Below are 16,703 nucleotides of genomic sequence, written 5' to 3'. Positions count from 1 at the left end.
GTGTTTACTTTTGAATTTCGACTTTTGAGTTTTTACTTGTTCAGGTGGGCCATCCTGGACTCGAACCAGGGACCTCACCCTTATCAGGGGTGCGCTCTAACCACCTGAGCTAATAGCCCATAATTGAACCAAATCATAGTTTGAAAGCTAACAACAAAATGTCTGCGACCGACCTAGGTTTGACCATCTCAATATTTATTTGCTGTTTGCTTTCAATATTTGAGGGGTGTAGGTCTCCCTAAAAAGGAGGTGATCCAGCCACACCTTCCGGTACGGCTACCTTGTTACGACTTCACCCCAGTCACCAGCACTGCCTTAGGCATCCTCCTCTCCGAAAAGTTGGAGTAATGACTTCGGGCGTTGCCAGCTTCCATGGTGTGACGGGCGGTGTGTACAAGGCCCGGGAACGAATTCACTGCAGTATGCTGACCTGCAATTACTAGCGATTCCTCCTTCACGAAGGCGAGTTGCAGCCTTCGATCTGAACTGAGCCACGGTTTATGGGATTAGCTTGCTATCACTAGCTTGCTGCCCTCTGTCCGTAGCATTGTAGTACGTGTGTAGCCCAAGGCGTAAGGGGCATGCTGACTTGACGTCATCCCCACCTTCCTCCGGTTTGTCACCGGCAGTCTCTCTAGAGTGCCCAACTTAATGCTGGCAACTAAAAACGAGGGTTGCGCTCGTTGCGGGACTTAACCCAACATCTCACGACACGAGCTGACGACAGCCATGCACCACCTGTGTTCGCGCTCCCGAAGGCACTCTTCCCTTTCAAGAAGATTCGCGACATGTCAAGCCTTGGTAAGGTTCTTCGCGTTGCATCGAATTAAACCACATACTCCACCGCTTGTGCGGGCCCCCGTCAATTCCTTTGAGTTTCACACTTGCGTGCGTACTCCCCAGGCGGGATACTTAACGCGTTAGCTACGGCACGGCTCGGGTCGATACAAGCCACGCCTAGTATCCATCGTTTACAGCTAGGACTACTGGGGTATCTAATCCCATTCGCTCCCCTAGCTTTCGTCCCTCAGTGTCAGTTGCGGCCTAGCAGAGCGCCTTCGCCACCGGTGTTCTTCCTGATCTCTACGCATTTCACCGCTACACCAGGAATTCCCTCTGCCCCGAACGCACTCTAGCCGTGTAGTTTCCACTGCCTTTATCTAGTTGAGCTAGACTCTTTAACAGCAGACTTACACAGCCACCTGCGGACGCTTTACGCCCAATCATTCCGGATAACGCTTGCATCCTCCGTATTACCGCGGCTGCTGGCACGGAGTTAGCCGATGCTGATTCCTCAGGTACCGTCATTGTGTTCTTCCCTGAGAAAAGAGGTTTACAACCCAAGAGCCTTCCTCCCTCACGCGGTATTGCTCCGTCAGGCTTTCGCCCATTGCGGAAAATTCCCCACTGCTGCCTCCCGTAGGAGTCTGGGCCGTGTCTCAGTCCCAGTGTGGCTGATCATCCTCTCAGACCAGCTACTGATCGTCGCCTTGGTAGGCTCTTACCCCACCAACTAGCTAATCAGACGCGAGCTCATCTTCAGGCAGCAAGCCTTTCACCTTCCGGCACATCCAGTATTAGCCACCGTTTCCAGTGGTTGTCCTAGACCTGAAGCTAGATTCTCACGCGTTACTCACCCGTCCGCCACTATGTCCGAAGACACCGTTCGACTTGCATGTGTTAAGCATACCGCCAGCGTTCATCCTGAGCCAGGATCAAACTCTCCGTTTTGGTTTGTTTGTTTTTTAGCTCATTAAGCTGCTCTTTTTTAACCTCAGCTTGGTTATTTTATTTACTTGACGCAGGCCACTTGTTGTATAATGGCTTTCAAACTATAATATTTTCATGGTTCGGTGTCCTTTCCGCGTCGCTTTGCTTCGCTTCGCTTCAGGCACTTATTCAATATAGCGAACCTCTCTAAGAGTGTCAACTCTTTTTCCAAAATTTCTTGGAAATCATTTTTCAGTCCGCTGAAACTGCCCACTGTGTAGGGTTGTAAGCAACAATGGTTTATGCAATGTGCTGACTAAGGAAGGATAGAGCGTGAATTTTCAGTCGGTAATAGCCTTGTTGCATCAGTTCTGGGCCGATCGCGGTTGCTTGATCGCTCAGCCTTACGACATCGAGAAGGGAGCAGGTACTAAAAATCCTCAGACATTTTTAAGAGCATTGGGACCGGAACCGTGGGCTGTTGCCTATGTTGAGCCTTGTCGTCGTCCGACGGATGGACGCTATGGCGAAAATCCTAACCGCTTTCAACACTATTATCAGTACCAAGTCCTAATTAAGCCGTCGCCAGACAATATTCAGGAGATTTATCTTGATTCTTTAAGGGCTTTGGGTATTCGTCCAGAAGAACACGACATCCGGTTTGTGGAAGATAACTGGGAAGATGCGACGGTGGGAGCTTGGGGCACTGGGTGGGAAGTCTGGTTAGATGGGATGGAAATTACTCAATTTACCTACTTTCAACAGTGTGGTGGAATTGATTGCCGCCCTGTGTCAATTGAGATTACATATGGGTTAGAACGATTGGTGATGTATCTCCAGGAAGTGGAGGCAATTACTAAGATTCATTGGACAGACAATATTAGTTATGGTGATGTTTACCTCCAAGGAGAGATTGAACAGTGTACTTACAACTTTGAAGCGTCGAATCCAGAACTGTTACTGACACTGTTTAATTTGTATGAGCAGGAAGCTACCCAATTGACGGAGCGAGGATTGGTGTTACCTAGCTTAGATTATGTGATGAAGTGTTCCCACACCTTTAATTTACTGGATGCCAGAGGTGTAATTTCGGTGACCGAGAGAACTCGCTACATTGCCAGGATTCGGCATTTGGCAAGGAAGGTGGCTCATTTATATGTGGAGCAAAGGGAGAAGTTGGGTTTTCCGTTGCTCAAAGATGCAGTGAGTTAATAGGAACCTTGACACCATCAAAAGTGCTGCGATTAGGTGGCAAGATCCCTCCCGAAGGGTATCAAGTCTAACTGGTTCTTACTGTTACTAGTTAATGGTGGAATTTCTGGGAGTGCATTTGCAGGGAATCAAAAAGGGTTATGGGCGCTTGATACATATCTTCTGGGCTGTTTAGCGTTTTGTGTTCTGTTTCTTTACGCTGCACTGGGGTTTAAGCTGGCATATCTTTATGATGTAGCTATTACCAACAATCATAAATACTGTTAAAACCTCACTCTAAACCATAAAAACACAAACAAAGCCCGTACAGACGGGCTTTGTTCGTATAAACTTCATGGACTATACTTCAATATGCTTGGGTTAAGGATTATTTGTGGAGTCTTTGAAGACGCGATAAATCGCGTCTCTACATGAGGGTTTTGGGTTTATGTGAGCTGTATTGGACTATACTTCACCACAAGCATAAAAATTTGTCGGTGTTGCCGATTAAAGAGATGAAAAATTCACGCACAGAGAAGTTCGAGTGGTGACTTTCGTAGTTGGGTCAGTTCGCCGTAACCTTATGGAGAAGCAAACTACGCCTACAGCTAGGGTTTCGTGAGAACAGAACTTCAGTGGGAATAAGAGTTTGAGAGGTTTCTTGCGTAAGTCCTATATTTTTAAGTCAGTTGCTAATTCTGTTTGCTAGGTGCTTTTACAAAAAATCTTATGATTCAAACTAGCGGTGTAATTATTTGTCTTGGCTACATTATCGGGTTACTGTTTACGGCAATTCCTTGGGGTGGTGCGTGGATTTTGATTATGGGGATAGTGGCAGCAATTTTTTTTAGAAGACGCTACATCATTTCAAGGAAACTTGCTCAGAAACCAGAGAATGCTGGAGGCAAAGCCAAGACGGTGCTTAACACCTGGCAAACTATTCCTCATGCTCGAATATGGCTAGCTGCTGGCTTGGTGGGACTGTTGGCAACTCTGTATTTTCAATGGCGAGTACCGCAACCAGGTGCAAAAGATATCAGTCAGTTTGTTCCGCCTGGAAATAGTAGTAATCAAGAACAACTTGTGATTGTTCGCGGGGAAGTGGCGAGTAATCCCCGTTTGACTCGCAGTCAACGGGGACAATTTTGGCTGGAAGCAACTCAAATAGATGAGGTCAAAAATGAAAAAGGCTCAGCAGGTGTCCCAAAAGGAGTGACAGGCAAATTATATGTGACAGTGCCGATTCTTCAGGCTACCGGTTTATACCCTAGTCAACAAATCGCTGTGACTGGAATTTTGTACAAACCAAAGGCGGCTTCCAATCCTGGTGGTTTCGATTTTCAAAAGTTTCTCAAGCAAGAAGGAACATTTGCTGGTTTGATTGGGCGACAAATCAATGTTTTGGAACAAGAACGGAAATGGGGATGGTGGCAAATTCGGCAGCGAATTGTCCAATCACAAGTTCGTAGTTTAGGTATTCCAGAAGGCTCTCTTGTCAGTGCAATGGTTTTAGGCAGCAAAGCTGTGGATTTACCCTACGATATCCGCGATTTGTTTGTACAAGCAGGATTAGCTCATGCTTTAGCTGCTTCTGGATTTCAAACTTCGTTGATTTTGAGTGTGATCTTACAGTTAACGAAGCGTACAAAAAAAGGAATGCAATTTACGCTTGGGTTTTTGGCTTTAATCATTTTTCTGAGTTTAACAGGTTTTCAACCTGCGGTTCTCAGAGCTGTAATTATGGGTTTTGCAGCATTAATTGGTCTGTTATTAAAAAGGAAAGTAAAACAGTTGGGTTCGTTGTTGTTAGCAGCAACACTATTGTTAGTATTTAATCCGCTATGGATTTGGGATTTAGGTTTTCAATTGAGTTTTTTGGCGACACTGGGATTAGTTGTAACAGTACCGCCAATTATTGAGCGTTTGGGTTGGTTACCACCTGCGATCGCTTCTTTGATTGCCGTTCCTCTAGCTGCTACTATTTGGACTTTACCTCGACTGTTAAATATTTCTAGTGTGGTAGTAGTTTACAGTCTGCCACTGAATATACTTGCGACTCCATTCATTTCTATAATTAGTATTGGCGGTATGCTCAGTGCCTTAGTAAGTTTAATTTGGACTGAAGCAGGAAGCTTTTTGGCTGGACTGTTGCATTACCCTACTGATTGGCTAATTAAACTAGTGGAATTTTTTAGTAATTTTCCAGGAAATTCTGTTGCGGTGGGTAGCATATCTACTTGGCAATTGCTGGCAATTTATGGACTAATTATCTTAGTTTGGCTAGTAGGTTGGTGGCAGCGGCGGTGGTGGTTTGCTAGTGTAATTGCAGTTGCATTGGTAATGATACCACTTTGGCATTCTGCCAATACATTATTTAGGATAACGATATTAGAGTCTGGTACGGAACCAATTATAGTGGTTCAAGACAAAGGAACAGTAACTCTGATTAATAGTGGTGATGAAGGTACAGGAAGGTTCACAATTCTACCGTTTTTGCAACAACAGGGTATCAATCAAATTAATTGGGCGATCGCCACTGATTTTCAAGGCAATGAAAGTAATGCTTGGTTGGAATTACTGCAACGTTTACCAATCAAAAATTTTTATGAATATTCCCCCAAACCAGAAAATTCCATTGCAATTCAAGCAATTCAAGAGGAACTACAAAAACATCAAGGATCTTACCACCCTTTAGCTGTTGGTCAAGCTGTACAAACTGGTTCAATAGTTGCACAATTAATTAACGATCAGTTACCTATTTTACAATTGCAAATTTTAGATCAGAACTGGTTATTAGTAGGTAATATCAAGTCTCAAGAGGTACAAGAATTAGTTAAAAACGGTAGTTTACCTCGCCCACAAGTGTTGTGGTGTGCCCCTCAGTCTTTGAAAAATTTAGTTCTTACTCTGCAACCAAAAGTGGCGATCGCTTCTGCTGCCAATTTTGATGAAAAAACTTTATCTGAACTGAATCAAAACGACACAAAACTTTTTTTTACAGGACGAGATGGTGCTATTCAATGGTCACCTAATCGTGATTTTGAGGCATTTATTGAAGCGCCAGAAAATCAGTCTTCTGTTTTATAAACTTAGTTTAAATAAGTGATTTTCAAAGGTTGAATTTATTATTTAATAAAACTGGCATTGGCAAAATATATAATGGTCGATTACTATTAAATAATTTAGTTAATAGAATAGCGATCGCTATTACTATTTATTCACACCCAAGTCTTACTAACTTCTATGACAATCTACTTTTATAGCATTCGTGAACAATATGGCTGTTTCTCTAACTTTTCACCCCACGGCTTCGAGTTAGATGGATTGTATTGGCCGACTAGTGAACACTACTTTCAAGCACAAAAGTTTGTTGGTACGCCTCATGCAGAACAAATCCGTCTGGTTAAAATGCCTAAAGATGCTGCAAGAATGGGGCGTGAAAGAAAGCGTCCATTACGCCAAGACTGGGAACAAGTTAAAGACAACATTATGCGTCAAGCAGTGTTATGTAAATTTCAAACTCATACAGATATCAGGGATATCTTACTTTCCACAGGCGATGAAGAAATTGTTGAAAACTCACCCATCGATTTTTACTGGGGTTGCGGAGCTGATGGTAGTGGCAAAAATATGCTAGGCAAAATTTTAGTGGAGGTGCGAGAGATCCTATGCCATGCCTACAGCACAGATATTGATAATAGTACAGTAGAATAATATTGTTACGATGAATGCCTAAACTTCGCAAACACTCCGTTTTCCTAGAGTAGCTTGAAAGCAGCAATTCCTCAAAGGAGTAAATTAATTATGTCTCTTTTAGTAAAAGCAAAAAAATATTGCAAATGGTTCTGGGATGAATCCCTTGGAGGTGAGTTTGATACTTGGGGTACTAGCACATATTTTATGGAAATTGGTAATAATTTCCATGTGGTCAGACAAATAGAAGTTTATGAAAATGGCAACGTCTTGTTTTATGATAGTAGCCATTTTGCTGATGATTACGGAATGTTATCCGATCAACGTATGGCTGAAGATGATATACGCGACTTTGAAATTACAAAGGGAGAATTTGAACAAGTTTGGAATACAAAAACACCAATAAATAGATAAAGTTTATAAATTAAAAAGTGCATAAATATCAATTGCCTAATTCCAGTCTGTTAGTTTAGGGTATTTAAGTTTGGAAATTGCTTGTCGGCTAAGTGAGTAATCACTATAGTTATGCTTGTTGTTTACACCTGCCTTGAAAATAGGGACTGGGGATTGGGGATTGGGGACTGGGAAAGAGATATTTTCAAGGCAGGTTTATTAGTGGTAAGTTAAGCGCGATCGCTTCATCGATTAACTTTCACTGGTACTATCCTCAATGGGGCTATTCAATGCAAGTATTTGGTATCCACGTTGTGGTAAACCAGCTTCATGAAAGATGCATTCTGGTTTTGGGAACACTAGATTTACCACCAGACTAAACAGGAAGGGGTTGATGTCTAAAGACAGATGGAATAATAGATCAAAAAATACAGTCCCCCTGAAATTACCCATAACCTACCTAAAACCAGTGAAGCGCAATACAATTACCCATGAATTTGACTCTGGTTCACAAGCAGAAATACCACCTCCACCGGAAAGTGACGAACATTTATCCGAAGCATCTCGGCTGCTACGACAAGGTATTCAACAGCAGCAAGCTGGTGAATTAATAGCGGCAATGAAGTCTTTACAACAATCTTTGATATTGTTTCAAGCAGTTAAGGATTTACAAAAACAGGCACAGGTACTTTCTTTTTTAGGATTGGTAACTTACAGCGCAGGAGACTACAAAAATACTATCTCTTACTCTCAAGAGTGTATGTCTTTAAGCGAAGAAACCTCAGATTTAGCATTGCAGATGCAAGCACTTTCGCATTTGGGCAACGCATACCGTCACCTAAATGACCATAACAAAGCAACTGAATTTCTAGAAAAGTGTTTAAAAATAACCAAGCAGCTACAAGACAAACGCAGTCAAGTAGCAGCACTAAATAATTTGGGATTGGTATATAAAGCTTTAGGTAACTTTACACAAGCTATTGAGTATCAGCAGCAAAGCCTAGAAATTGTGCGGGAACTCAAAGATCATTGGGGCGAGGAACAGGTACTCAAAAATTTGGGTAATGCTTGGTATGGTTTGGACAATTACCCAAAAGCGATCGCCTACTATGAGCAATGTGTAATACTAGCACGCTCCTTAAAAAATGTTCGCAGTGCTTCTCAGGTGCTAAAAAATTTAGGTAATGCTTGTTGTGCCATATATGATTATACTAAAGCCATTAAGTATTATGAAGAGCGGTTGCAATTAGCTAGAGAAATTCAAGACAAGCGTAGCGAGGAACAGTCTTTAGGTAGTTTAGGAGTTGCTTGTGAAGCTTTGGGTGACTATAACAAAGCAGTTACATATCATGAAGAACGTTTGCTCTTAGCTAGGACAATCAAAGATCGGCGTAGTGAAGAAGAAGCTCTTGCTCGTTTGAAAGCTGCTTACTACGTCTTGGGCGATTATGCTAAGGCTTATGATTTATCTAAAAGTTAATTAATAACTCTGAATTTGAGTTTAGTGAATCGATCTGTCGCAATCATTTTTCATTCAAATTAATATAACTTTTATTTACTTGCTCTGAGTTGTCCACAAGCAGCATCAGCTTCCAAACCACGAGAGTAACGGACGCTAACAGCAGTTTGTTGTTGCTTGAGGACATTGAGAAATGCTTGAATACGATCGCGGTTAGGGCGTTTATAGTCTACTTCTTGGATGGGGTTGTAAGGAATCAAATTCACATGACTTTGAAATCCCCGCAGACATTTCGATAATTCTAATGCGTGTTCTGGCAAATCATTCACACCAGCCAGGAGAACATATTCAAAGGTAACGCGGCGTCCAGTGATTTCCACATATTCCCGACATTCAGCTAGCAAATCTTCTAGAGGATAAGCGCGGGCGCTGGGGATGAGTTTTTCTCGGAGTTCTTGGTTGGGCGCATGGAGACTAACCGCAAGAGTGATTTGCAAATGGTGTTGCGCGAACTGACGGATGCGATCGCGAATACCAACTGTAGAAACAGTCAGCGATCGCTGTCCTATACCGACATCCTGATTGAGAGATCTCAGGGCTGCTAGGACATTCTCAGTATTCAACAACGGTTCACCCAATCCCATAAACACGACATTGGTAACCCGTTGTTGAAAATCTTCTTGGACAGTCAACACCTGATCGACAATTTCATGCACTGCTAAGTTGCGCTTGTAGCCTCCTTTACCAGTAGCGCAGAAATCACACGCCATAGGACAACCCACTTGAGTAGAGACGCAAACCGTCAGCCGATTTTCCCAAGGGATACCAACAGTTTCAATAATTTGCTCATCTGCTAATCGCAAAAGATATTTCACCGTGCCATCGGGTGCTACGGAGCGATAGTGTAAAGTTGAGCGTCCGATGGGAATCTCTGCAAGTTCTGCACGCCATTGCTTCGAGAAGACAGAAATATCAGAGAGCGATCGCACTCCCTTGTGATATATCCATTCATGTAGTTGCTTTCCTCTGTAAGCAGGTTGTCCCTGTTGTTGCACCCAAGCAGTTAACTCCGCGATGGTTGCACCAAGTAGGGGAGGAAGTAATGCTGATTTGACTGGGTTGTGTGAGTCAACCTGAGAAACAAGAGGCGTAGCAGACATAAAAAATTACGAGTTGATGCTGAATCTCTATCCTACACCTGCCAGATCGATTTCGTCTTAATCAAAGAACACGACGAATTAACCAAAGGTAGTGCCGTTCCAGCCCCACATTGCACCCTTAGCATCTGCAAACTCTATATAAATTCGATTTTTAGGCACACCCAGCGTTTGGTTAATCTGCTGACAAAAATCATCACTCATCGCTTTAGTTTGGTCTGGCTTCATGGTGCCAATGCTCTTAATTTCAACGTAACAAACTGGGTCTGTATTACCCGCAAAAGTCATAGGAATTTCTGGTTCAAAAGCCGTCATGACATAGGATTCTGGTTTTCCCAAATGTTTTGCTAACTTGGCTGATAGGCTCAAAAGCATTGATTCAATTTCAGCTTTTTGAGGAGCAGATGCAGAAGTTTGGACTTTAATTAATGGCATAGTAAAAGGGACTGGGGATTGGGGATTAGGGACTGGGGATTAGGTCAGATGCAAAATTATGGAATTTGCTTTAACTCCTCCCAAATTTTAGAACACTTTCGCAATCCCCAATCTTCAATGAGACGAACGAAATAAATGACTGTGTTCAGGATGATATAAACGCGATCGCCCTGTTGCTGGCGACAGTGCTGGACTGATTATATAAAGTGTGGTGCGAATTAGTTTTTCTTGATGAGTACAGTCTGCCATTTGACTCAGAGGCACAACCCTAATTTTTTCATCCGGCCATCCGATGCGAAAGCAGATCGCCACTGGGGTTTCGGCTGGGTAATGTTCGAGTAGCTTGGCTTGAGCATTTTCGATATGACGCGCACTCAAATATAGGCAAAGGCTAGCCTGATGTGCTGCTAGGGAAGTTAATTCTTCCGGGGCGGGGACTTCTGTACGTCCGCTGATGCGTGTCAAAATGATGGTTTGGACTAAACCAGGTACAGTCAGTTCTACTTTGAGTTTGGCAGCAGCAGCTTGAAAAGCGCTGATACCGGGTATGACTTCAAAAGGAATATTTGCCTCTGCGAGGAGGTGCATTTGCTCGTGGATAGCGCTGTACAGGCTGGGATCGCCGGAATGGAGACGGACTAGAGATTTGTGTTGCGATCGCACCTTTTCCACCATAATCGCCAAAATCTCTTCTAAAGTTTGATTTGCAGTTCTAATTATCTCAGCATCTTTTCGGCAAATTTCTAAAATCTGTTCTGGAACTAAAGAATCAGCAAATAAAATCACATCAGCAACAGCCAATAGTTTCTGTGCCTTCACCGTTAATAGATCGGGATCTCCAGGCCCTGCTCCGACAATGTACACAGATGGTTCTATAGTGTATGGTGTTTTTTTATAACTCAGATTTTCTGTATATTTACTTTTATCAGAACACACAGCAATCCCTCAAAAAATTTTTTTGTTATTTTCTCAGTATCTTTCCGGATTCACCCTCTTTCCCTAGTAGAGAGTAATGGTAGATGCACCCTGGTTAAGCCCTAGAGAAAACTCTGGGGCATTTTTTATTTTTGGGCATAGGGTATTGGGTTAGAAAAACCCTTCCCCAGTCTCCAGTCCCTCATCCCCTCATCTCCCCATCTCCCTTAGGACTAGGAATCACATCAGGCAAAGGGCGTTTGAGTAAGTAAAGCCAAGCTAACCCAAATAATCCCAATAAAATTCCCAGAGAACTCACTACTTGTGCCATCCGCAAAGGCCCCAGCATCAAGCTATCAGTGCGAAATCCTTCAATCCACAGGCGTCCTAAGCTGTATGCTGGCCAGTAAACTAGAAACAGCGTGCCTACTTTCAGGCGTGGCTTGCCGGATAAAGACCGGAAAAACAACGTTATTAGCAGCGTAAACACCATTAAATCCCACAGAGATTCATACAGGAAGGTGGGATGAAAGTAATCAAAATTAACATACTCTAGGGGACGACGTTCTGGTGGAATATATAGCTTCCAAGGTAAATTGGTAGGATCGCCAAAAGCTTCTGAGTTGAAAAAATTACCCCAACGTCCGATCGCTTGCCCTAAAATCAGCGAAGGCGCTACTAAGTCCGCCAGTTGCCAGAAAGAAACCTGCTTGAGTTTAGCAAAAATTAAAGACGCCAAAACCCCGCCAATAATAGCTCCGTGAATGGCAATACCTCCTTCCCAGATAGCAAAGATTTTTTCTGGAGTGGAGGCATATTTTGGCCATTCAAACAAAACGTAGTATAGTCGTGCGCCGGGAATTGCACCAATTAACAACCAAAAGAACAAATCGCTCAGTAACTCCGGATTAACATGACGGCGCTTTGCCAAATGCTGGGAAAGCATGACGCCAATTAACACAGCTGTGGCAATCAACAAGCCATACCAGCGGATAGTCAATGGCCCTATTCTCACCAGAATTGGTCCTGGGGAAGTAAATTGAAATGCCAAGGGCAAGGTGGAAAAATCCAGTGCCATGAAAAATTACCTAGAAGAGTTCGTTAACTACCCGCGCACTTTGCTAAGTACGGAGTTTTTTATGTCTGGAATACCAGACTAACCTTGAATCCTCTACAACATTGTGAAGACAGAGGTAGAAATCTAGCATCCACATTTAGGAGTCTAATTCCTAAAGCTTAGTTGAGCATAACTTGTGCCACCAGAACAATTGACTTTAGCATTTTTACTCAGAGTGCAAGATGATAGATTTAAGTAAGTTACACAAAACAATTTCAATATAATCACCTAAATTAAGTTTGATATATCATTGTGATTGCGATTTACCCTGGCAGCTTTGACCCCATCACCTTGGGACACCTCGACCTCATCCAGCGCGGTAGTCGGCTGTTTGAGCGTGTAATTGTCGCTGTACTGCGGAACCCTAACAAAATGCCACTCTTTAGTGTTCAGCAACGGCTAGATCAGATCCGTCTTTCTACACAACATTTACCTAATGTAGAAGTAGACAGTTTTGATGGTTTGACCGTCAATTATGCCCAAATGCGACATGCACAAGTTTTGCTACGGGGCTTACGGGCTGTGTCAGATTTTGAAGTGGAACTGCAAATGGCTCACACAAATAAAACTCTTTCTACCCAAATAGAAACAGTTTTTCTCGCAACCTCAAATGAGTATAGTTTTTTAAGTAGTAGTGTGGTAAAAGAGATTGCAAGGTTTGGTGGCTCTATCGATCATCTCGTTCCCCCACACATTGCCCTAGATATATACCAATGCTACAATCACAACTCCCCAATGTTGAACCCAATCTCAACGGAAGCAACCCCCCCCCTCAAGAGTATGTCGGCGGAGAGGGAAGCATAGATATTCAGGAGGAACTCAACCGTCTAGAGGAAATGGTTCTCTCTAGTCTCCGGATTCCCCTGACGGGACGCACACTCATCGATGAAGAAAAGCTGCTAGATCAGCTTGACTACATCCGCCTTGGTTTGCCAGGAATTTTTCAAGAAGCAGCAGCAATTCTGGAACAAAAGGAGGAAATTCTCCTGGAAGCAGAAGAATATGGCCAGCAAATAGTTGAAGCCGCCCAAGCAAAAAAAGCTCAAATTTTAGCTGAAAGCGATATTCTTCAACAGGCAAAACAAGAAGCTGAACAAATGCGGCGACAAGTGCAACAAGAGTGTGAGGCAATAATGCAAGAAACTCTGACTGAAATTGAGCGCAAGCGGTATGCTTGTCAGCAAGAGTTGGAGCAAATGCGACAAACAGCGATCGCTCACGCTCAAGAAATTGAAGATGGTGCCGATCAATATGCCGATAGCGTCCTAGAAAATATTGAGCAGGATCTCCAAGAAATGTTGCGAATTATCACCAATGGACGGCAACAATTGCGAGTTGATAACCTCACACAACGCAATTCACCTCCTGGTAACAAGAGATAAAGGTTCTGAGAAAATGGGCAAGAATTATCGGTTGGGTTTTGCGACTGCTTAACCCAACAATTCTTAATTAAAAAAGCTTTTGGGCTTCCATGTTCTGTTAGTAAAACATGACCTATATAAACCCACTATTATAGCCAAACAGTCTACAAAATAGACTTAGGGATAAGTGTATTTTGGCTTTTTATTTTTCTTTTATTCCATTAGTAATAAGTTTAATATTTTGGCTTGTATAATTAAGCAGAATTATTAACAAATGGTCACTTTAGCTCAAGTTAATTTTGGATTAAATCTAGGTGGTTTAATTGGAATTATTTATTTGCTTTTGGCAATTGTCTACTTTATTTTGACATTGGCTTGGCTAGTCCAACGTGGAACCAGACTTAGAGGTTGGGCTTTAAGTCTTTATATTACCCAAGTGATATTTACGCCAATTGTCTTGTTATTATGCGGAGGAATATTATTTTTTCAAGGTTGGCGTTTAGACCCAATTCTTCAAATTGAACAGTTTTTATTATCGCTATTAATTATTTATTTAACTATCAAAGATATTGTGATTAATGCAGTTTACAAATAATAATTTAGGAACCAGAATTTTTCTTGCTCAATGACTTCAATTCCTACCAAGTTAGCTTTATACTAGCCCAGTGTGAGAACGTGGGATGAGGGAGATGAGGGATAGGAATTGATAACCAATGCCCCATGCCCCATGCCCAGATTTTAATTTAGCTATTTTTGAGATGAAGAAGATGAACTACCACTTTCTCTGGGGTAGGGAGAGTCAACAAAACCCAATTCAAACAACTGTTTATAGGCTTTCTTACCTAAATCCCGCGTTGGGTTTTGACTCTTAATTATTTGAACCAACAATGGTACTGCTAATTCTGGCTGATTTTGTGCCCGATGTACCAATGCTAGTTGAAAGGTAGCTTCATCTCGTTTTTGGGCTGTTAATAAAGCTTTTTGACGCTGAGAATCAGAAACTTTATTGTCAATTCCTGAAAAGCTCGCGTTTAAATCTTGATAAAAATTAGATAGCTGATTATAAACCTGACGTGCTTCTTGGAGTTTCTTTGCAGCTAAAGTGTAGTTTTGAGCAGAAACGGCTTGTTCTGCATCTTTCATTAAGCGATCGCCACCTTCAATGCTCAAAAGGCTGTTATTTTGAGTTACCGGACGGAGGTTATTAGGATCGTTGGGATCAATGGGTTGTGGTTGGCTGGTAGTGCCTGGTAACTGTGGTACCTGAGCATTCACAGGTGATAGCAAGCTAAGGACTGCTAAGACTGATAAAAAAGCGCGGTGCATCAAGGTAACAGCGGCAGCAGTGTTCATGGGATCAATTAGTGCAACAACTATATAGAAAAGTTATGGATACTTTCGGTATCTTAACTCTGTTTTGGTCTTGGGCAAACCAAAGCCACATAACTAAGTTTCTCAGATTTAGACTTAAAATTGCTGCAATAGAGTTCCCATTGCCCCTGTATAATCTTCATCACTGACTAATTCTGTACTTTGTAGTCAATAATTAGTTTTTTGCTCAAAAAGTGCCAATTTGGCTGAATATTGTCTCAATAGAGGCTAATCTATAGATATAAATCCAATACCATTTTGGATTTTGGATTTTAGATTTTGGATTGGGAATCATTTGGGACTGGAGAGACAATGGAACAACTTGCAACAAATCTTTCTCATTGTCCCCCCATCCTCTTGCTTCCCTGTGTAGGAGTCTCCTCTTTTCCATCCCTCTTTGTTTGATTTATCACATGAATGTCTAACTTGAAAATGGGAGTGAGAAGTTGGGAGTAGAAAGTAGGGTATATTCCTGTTTCATACTAGGTTGTGGGGTTTTGCTGTAATTAGCTGTCTTCAGACTCTTGACAGAATCAAGAATTTGTAATTTCTGCAAATGTGTGGTTAGTAATTTCTGTTTCTTGGTGGCTTAATTGTTGAAGTACCTTTGCTAAATCAGCTGTGAGGCTTTTGGCATCTTGTTTTATAGAGCCACGAATGTAATCCTTAACTCTGATTGGACAGCCAATATGAATACTCACATCTGTACCCCAATTAGGATATGGTTGGCTGTAATTGATGCTTATGGGTATAACTTTGACTCCCAAAGAGCGATCGCTAGATTCAGCAGTCAAAGCCAGACGTGCAATTCCCGGTTTCAAAGGGGCTTGAGCATGACGGTAAATATTACCTTCTGGAAAAATTACCACGGCTTTTCGCTGTTTAAGCAGCTCAACTCCATGTCGCAGACTGCCAATTGAGGGCTGTCGAGTATTTACAGGAAAACCCCCCAAACGTCTCACAAACCAGCCTTGCAATCCTTGGCATTCATCAATGGTGACCATAAATCGCAGGTCTTTTGCTGTCATACAATTAGCAACGGCATAGGGTATGAGCAATCCATCCCAACGTGCCCTATGGGTAGGAGCAAAGATCACAGGCCCAGTTGTGGGGATATTTTTTTGTCCGGTTATTCTAATTCGCCCAAAGAATAATGGTAATAGGCAGTGACGACCAAATAAATACGCCAGAGGACTTAACCAAGGAGAAACCCTTGAGGTAGTAACATCCGTTTGAGGATTTGCTGGTGTTTGCTGGCAAGTATCGAATAAAGAGTAAAATTCCATCATGATGGAGACAGCTGATTGACGGATAAAATTTAACGAAAAGCCTGATTAGTTACACCGTAGATTCTCTTGGGTGACTTGTGTCGTGTTAGATGGACAGTTTTACCTCTGTCTGTTATTTTCTCTTACCCCGCTTAGTCGCAAACCAAGCCTGTAACTGTTGACGACAAGCTGATTCTAGAATGCCTCCAATTACCTGCAAGCGGTGATTAGAAGCAGCGCTGTCGGGTATGTTAATAACTGTGCGAATTGCGCCAGTTTTTGTATCGTCCACCCCGTATACAACTAGTCCTACACGAGCTTGGACGATCGCACCTGCACACATTGGGCAAGGCTCCAAAGTTACATACAGAGTACACTCATTCAGATGCCAATTTTGTAAAGTTGTGGCAGCTCTCTTGAGAGCAAGAATTTCCGCATGAGCGGTAGGGTCTTGGTCGCGTTCTTTTCTGTTCTCTCCCTCGGCAATTAAATTGCCAGCGGAATCGACGATCGTAGCCCCTACAGGGACTTCACCTGCATCACCTGCTGCTTGTGCTAATTCTAAGGCACGATTCATCCATTGTTGATGTATAAGATAATCACCATATTTATTCAGCATCCTCTAAGTAATAT

15 protein-coding genes, 1 tRNA gene and 1 rRNA gene are annotated in these 16,703 nt (G+C 42.5%); 8 read left to right on the top strand and 9 right to left on the bottom strand.

The window, feature by feature from the left end:
- Positions 1-45: 45 nt before the first annotated feature.
- Positions 46-119: transfer RNA gene (locus tag IQ276_RS21175), tRNA-Ile, on the bottom strand.
- Between the two features lie 123 nt (positions 120-242).
- Positions 243-1,731: ribosomal RNA gene (locus tag IQ276_RS21170) — 16S ribosomal RNA — on the bottom strand.
- 312 nt (positions 1,732-2,043) lie between these two features.
- Between IQ276_RS21170 and glyQ the strand changes: the two genes are divergently transcribed.
- The 5 genes from glyQ (at position 2,044) to IQ276_RS21145 (ending at position 8,467) form a co-directional block, all read left to right on the top strand.
- Positions 2,044-2,922, top strand: a complete 879-nt coding sequence (glyQ, locus tag IQ276_RS21165; RefSeq protein WP_193921951.1) for a glycine--tRNA ligase subunit alpha — start codon at positions 2,044-2,046, stop codon at positions 2,920-2,922.
- Positions 2,923-3,630: 708 nt separating this feature from the next.
- Complete coding sequence (locus IQ276_RS21160; protein WP_193921949.1) at positions 3,631-5,988, top strand: ComEC/Rec2 family competence protein; 2,358 nt, start codon at positions 3,631-3,633, stop codon at positions 5,986-5,988.
- A 156-nt stretch (positions 5,989-6,144) separates the two neighbouring features.
- Positions 6,145-6,615, top strand: coding sequence for a riboflavin biosynthesis intermediates N-glycosidase (ybiA, locus tag IQ276_RS21155; protein ID WP_193921947.1), 471 nt, complete (start codon positions 6,145-6,147; stop codon positions 6,613-6,615).
- 90 nt (positions 6,616-6,705) lie between these two features.
- Positions 6,706-7,008 carry a hypothetical protein gene (locus tag IQ276_RS21150; RefSeq protein WP_193921945.1) on the top strand — a complete coding sequence of 101 codons (303 nt, stop codon included), beginning with the start codon at positions 6,706-6,708 and terminating at the stop codon, positions 7,006-7,008.
- Positions 7,009-7,381: 373 nt separating this feature from the next.
- Positions 7,382-8,467 carry a tetratricopeptide repeat protein gene (locus tag IQ276_RS21145; protein WP_193922194.1) on the top strand — a complete coding sequence of 362 codons (1,086 nt, stop codon included), beginning with the start codon at positions 7,382-7,384 and terminating at the stop codon, positions 8,465-8,467.
- A gap of 71 nt (positions 8,468-8,538) precedes the next feature.
- Here IQ276_RS21145 and rlmN read toward each other — a convergent pair whose 3' ends face one another.
- The 4 genes from rlmN to lgt form a co-directional block, all read right to left on the bottom strand.
- A complete protein-coding gene (rlmN, locus tag IQ276_RS21140; RefSeq protein WP_193922192.1) occupies positions 8,539-9,606 on the bottom strand; it encodes a dual-specificity RNA methyltransferase RlmN in 1,068 nt (355 codons plus the stop codon).
- A 78-nt stretch (positions 9,607-9,684) separates the two neighbouring features.
- The gene (locus IQ276_RS21135) at positions 9,685-10,038 is read right to left on the bottom strand and encodes a phenylpyruvate tautomerase MIF-related protein (RefSeq protein WP_193922190.1); all 354 of its coding nucleotides are present in this window, start codon (positions 10,036-10,038) and stop codon (positions 9,685-9,687) included.
- 114 nt (positions 10,039-10,152) lie between these two features.
- Positions 10,153-10,974, bottom strand: a complete 822-nt coding sequence (gene cobM, locus IQ276_RS21130) for a precorrin-4 C(11)-methyltransferase (protein ID WP_235115842.1) — start codon at positions 10,972-10,974, stop codon at positions 10,153-10,155.
- Between the two features lie 181 nt (positions 10,975-11,155).
- Complete coding sequence (gene lgt / locus IQ276_RS21125) at positions 11,156-12,031, bottom strand: prolipoprotein diacylglyceryl transferase (protein WP_190880970.1); 876 nt, start codon at positions 12,029-12,031, stop codon at positions 11,156-11,158.
- A 291-nt stretch (positions 12,032-12,322) separates the two neighbouring features.
- On the opposite strand from lgt, the gene coaD reads away from it, so the two are divergent.
- The 3 genes from coaD (at position 12,323) to IQ276_RS21110 (ending at position 14,026) form a co-directional block, all read left to right on the top strand.
- On the top strand, positions 12,323-12,874 hold the full coding sequence (gene coaD / locus IQ276_RS21120) for a pantetheine-phosphate adenylyltransferase (protein WP_221708624.1): 552 nt from the start codon (positions 12,323-12,325) through the stop codon (positions 12,872-12,874).
- Positions 12,784-13,452, top strand: a complete 669-nt coding sequence (locus tag IQ276_RS21115; protein WP_190880971.1) for a F0F1 ATP synthase subunit B — start codon at positions 12,784-12,786, stop codon at positions 13,450-13,452. The genes coaD and IQ276_RS21115 overlap by 91 nt, the downstream gene beginning before the upstream one ends.
- A 253-nt stretch (positions 13,453-13,705) precedes the next feature.
- Entirely contained in the window at positions 13,706-14,026 is a 321-nt protein-coding gene (locus IQ276_RS21110; RefSeq protein WP_193914973.1) for a Ycf66 family protein, read from the top strand.
- 152 nt (positions 14,027-14,178) lie between these two features.
- Here IQ276_RS21110 and IQ276_RS21105 read toward each other — a convergent pair whose 3' ends face one another.
- The 3 genes from IQ276_RS21105 to tadA form a co-directional block, all read right to left on the bottom strand.
- Positions 14,179-14,784 carry a hypothetical protein gene (locus IQ276_RS21105; RefSeq protein WP_190880973.1) on the bottom strand — a complete coding sequence of 202 codons (606 nt, stop codon included), beginning with the start codon at positions 14,782-14,784 and terminating at the stop codon, positions 14,179-14,181.
- 551 nt (positions 14,785-15,335) lie between these two features.
- Positions 15,336-16,091, bottom strand: a complete 756-nt coding sequence (locus IQ276_RS21100) for a lysophospholipid acyltransferase family protein (protein ID WP_190880974.1) — start codon at positions 16,089-16,091, stop codon at positions 15,336-15,338.
- Positions 16,092-16,203: 112 nt separating this feature from the next.
- On the bottom strand, positions 16,204-16,689 hold the full coding sequence (tadA, locus tag IQ276_RS21095; protein ID WP_193914971.1) for a tRNA adenosine(34) deaminase TadA: 486 nt from the start codon (positions 16,687-16,689) through the stop codon (positions 16,204-16,206).
- Positions 16,690-16,703 lie beyond the last annotated feature (14 nt).

The organism is Desmonostoc muscorum LEGE 12446 (assembly GCF_015207005.2).
Lineage (GTDB): Bacteria > Cyanobacteriota > Cyanobacteriia > Cyanobacteriales > Nostocaceae > Nostoc > Nostoc muscorum.
This window is presented reverse-complemented; position numbering and strand designations above follow the sequence as displayed.

Bases quoted from the DNA above. Each gene is read 5' to 3' on its own strand.
- IQ276_RS21105 (WP_190880973.1), bottom strand. From the start codon at position 14,784: ATGAACACTGCTGCCGCTGTTACCTTGATGCACCGCGCTTTTTTATCA.
- IQ276_RS21100 (WP_190880974.1), bottom strand. From the start codon at position 16,091: ATGATGGAATTTTACTCTTTATTCGATACTTGCCAGCAAACACCAGCA.
- IQ276_RS21160 (WP_193921949.1), top strand. From the start codon at position 3,631: ATGATTCAAACTAGCGGTGTAATTATTTGTCTTGGCTACATTATCGGG.
- rlmN (WP_193922192.1), bottom strand. From the start codon at position 9,606: ATGTCTGCTACGCCTCTTGTTTCTCAGGTTGACTCACACAACCCAGTC.
- ybiA (WP_193921947.1), top strand. From the start codon at position 6,145: ATGACAATCTACTTTTATAGCATTCGTGAACAATATGGCTGTTTCTCT.
- IQ276_RS21150 (WP_193921945.1), top strand. From the start codon at position 6,706: ATGTCTCTTTTAGTAAAAGCAAAAAAATATTGCAAATGGTTCTGGGAT.
- IQ276_RS21135 (WP_193922190.1), bottom strand. From the start codon at position 10,038: ATGCCATTAATTAAAGTCCAAACTTCTGCATCTGCTCCTCAAAAAGCT.
- tadA (WP_193914971.1), bottom strand. From the start codon at position 16,689: ATGCTGAATAAATATGGTGATTATCTTATACATCAACAATGGATGAAT.
- lgt (WP_190880970.1), bottom strand. From the start codon at position 12,031: ATGGCACTGGATTTTTCCACCTTGCCCTTGGCATTTCAATTTACTTCC.
- IQ276_RS21145 (WP_193922194.1), top strand. From the start codon at position 7,382: ATGTCTAAAGACAGATGGAATAATAGATCAAAAAATACAGTCCCCCTG.
- IQ276_RS21110 (WP_193914973.1), top strand. From the start codon at position 13,706: ATGGTCACTTTAGCTCAAGTTAATTTTGGATTAAATCTAGGTGGTTTA.
- IQ276_RS21115 (WP_190880971.1), top strand. From the start codon at position 12,784: ATGCTACAATCACAACTCCCCAATGTTGAACCCAATCTCAACGGAAGC.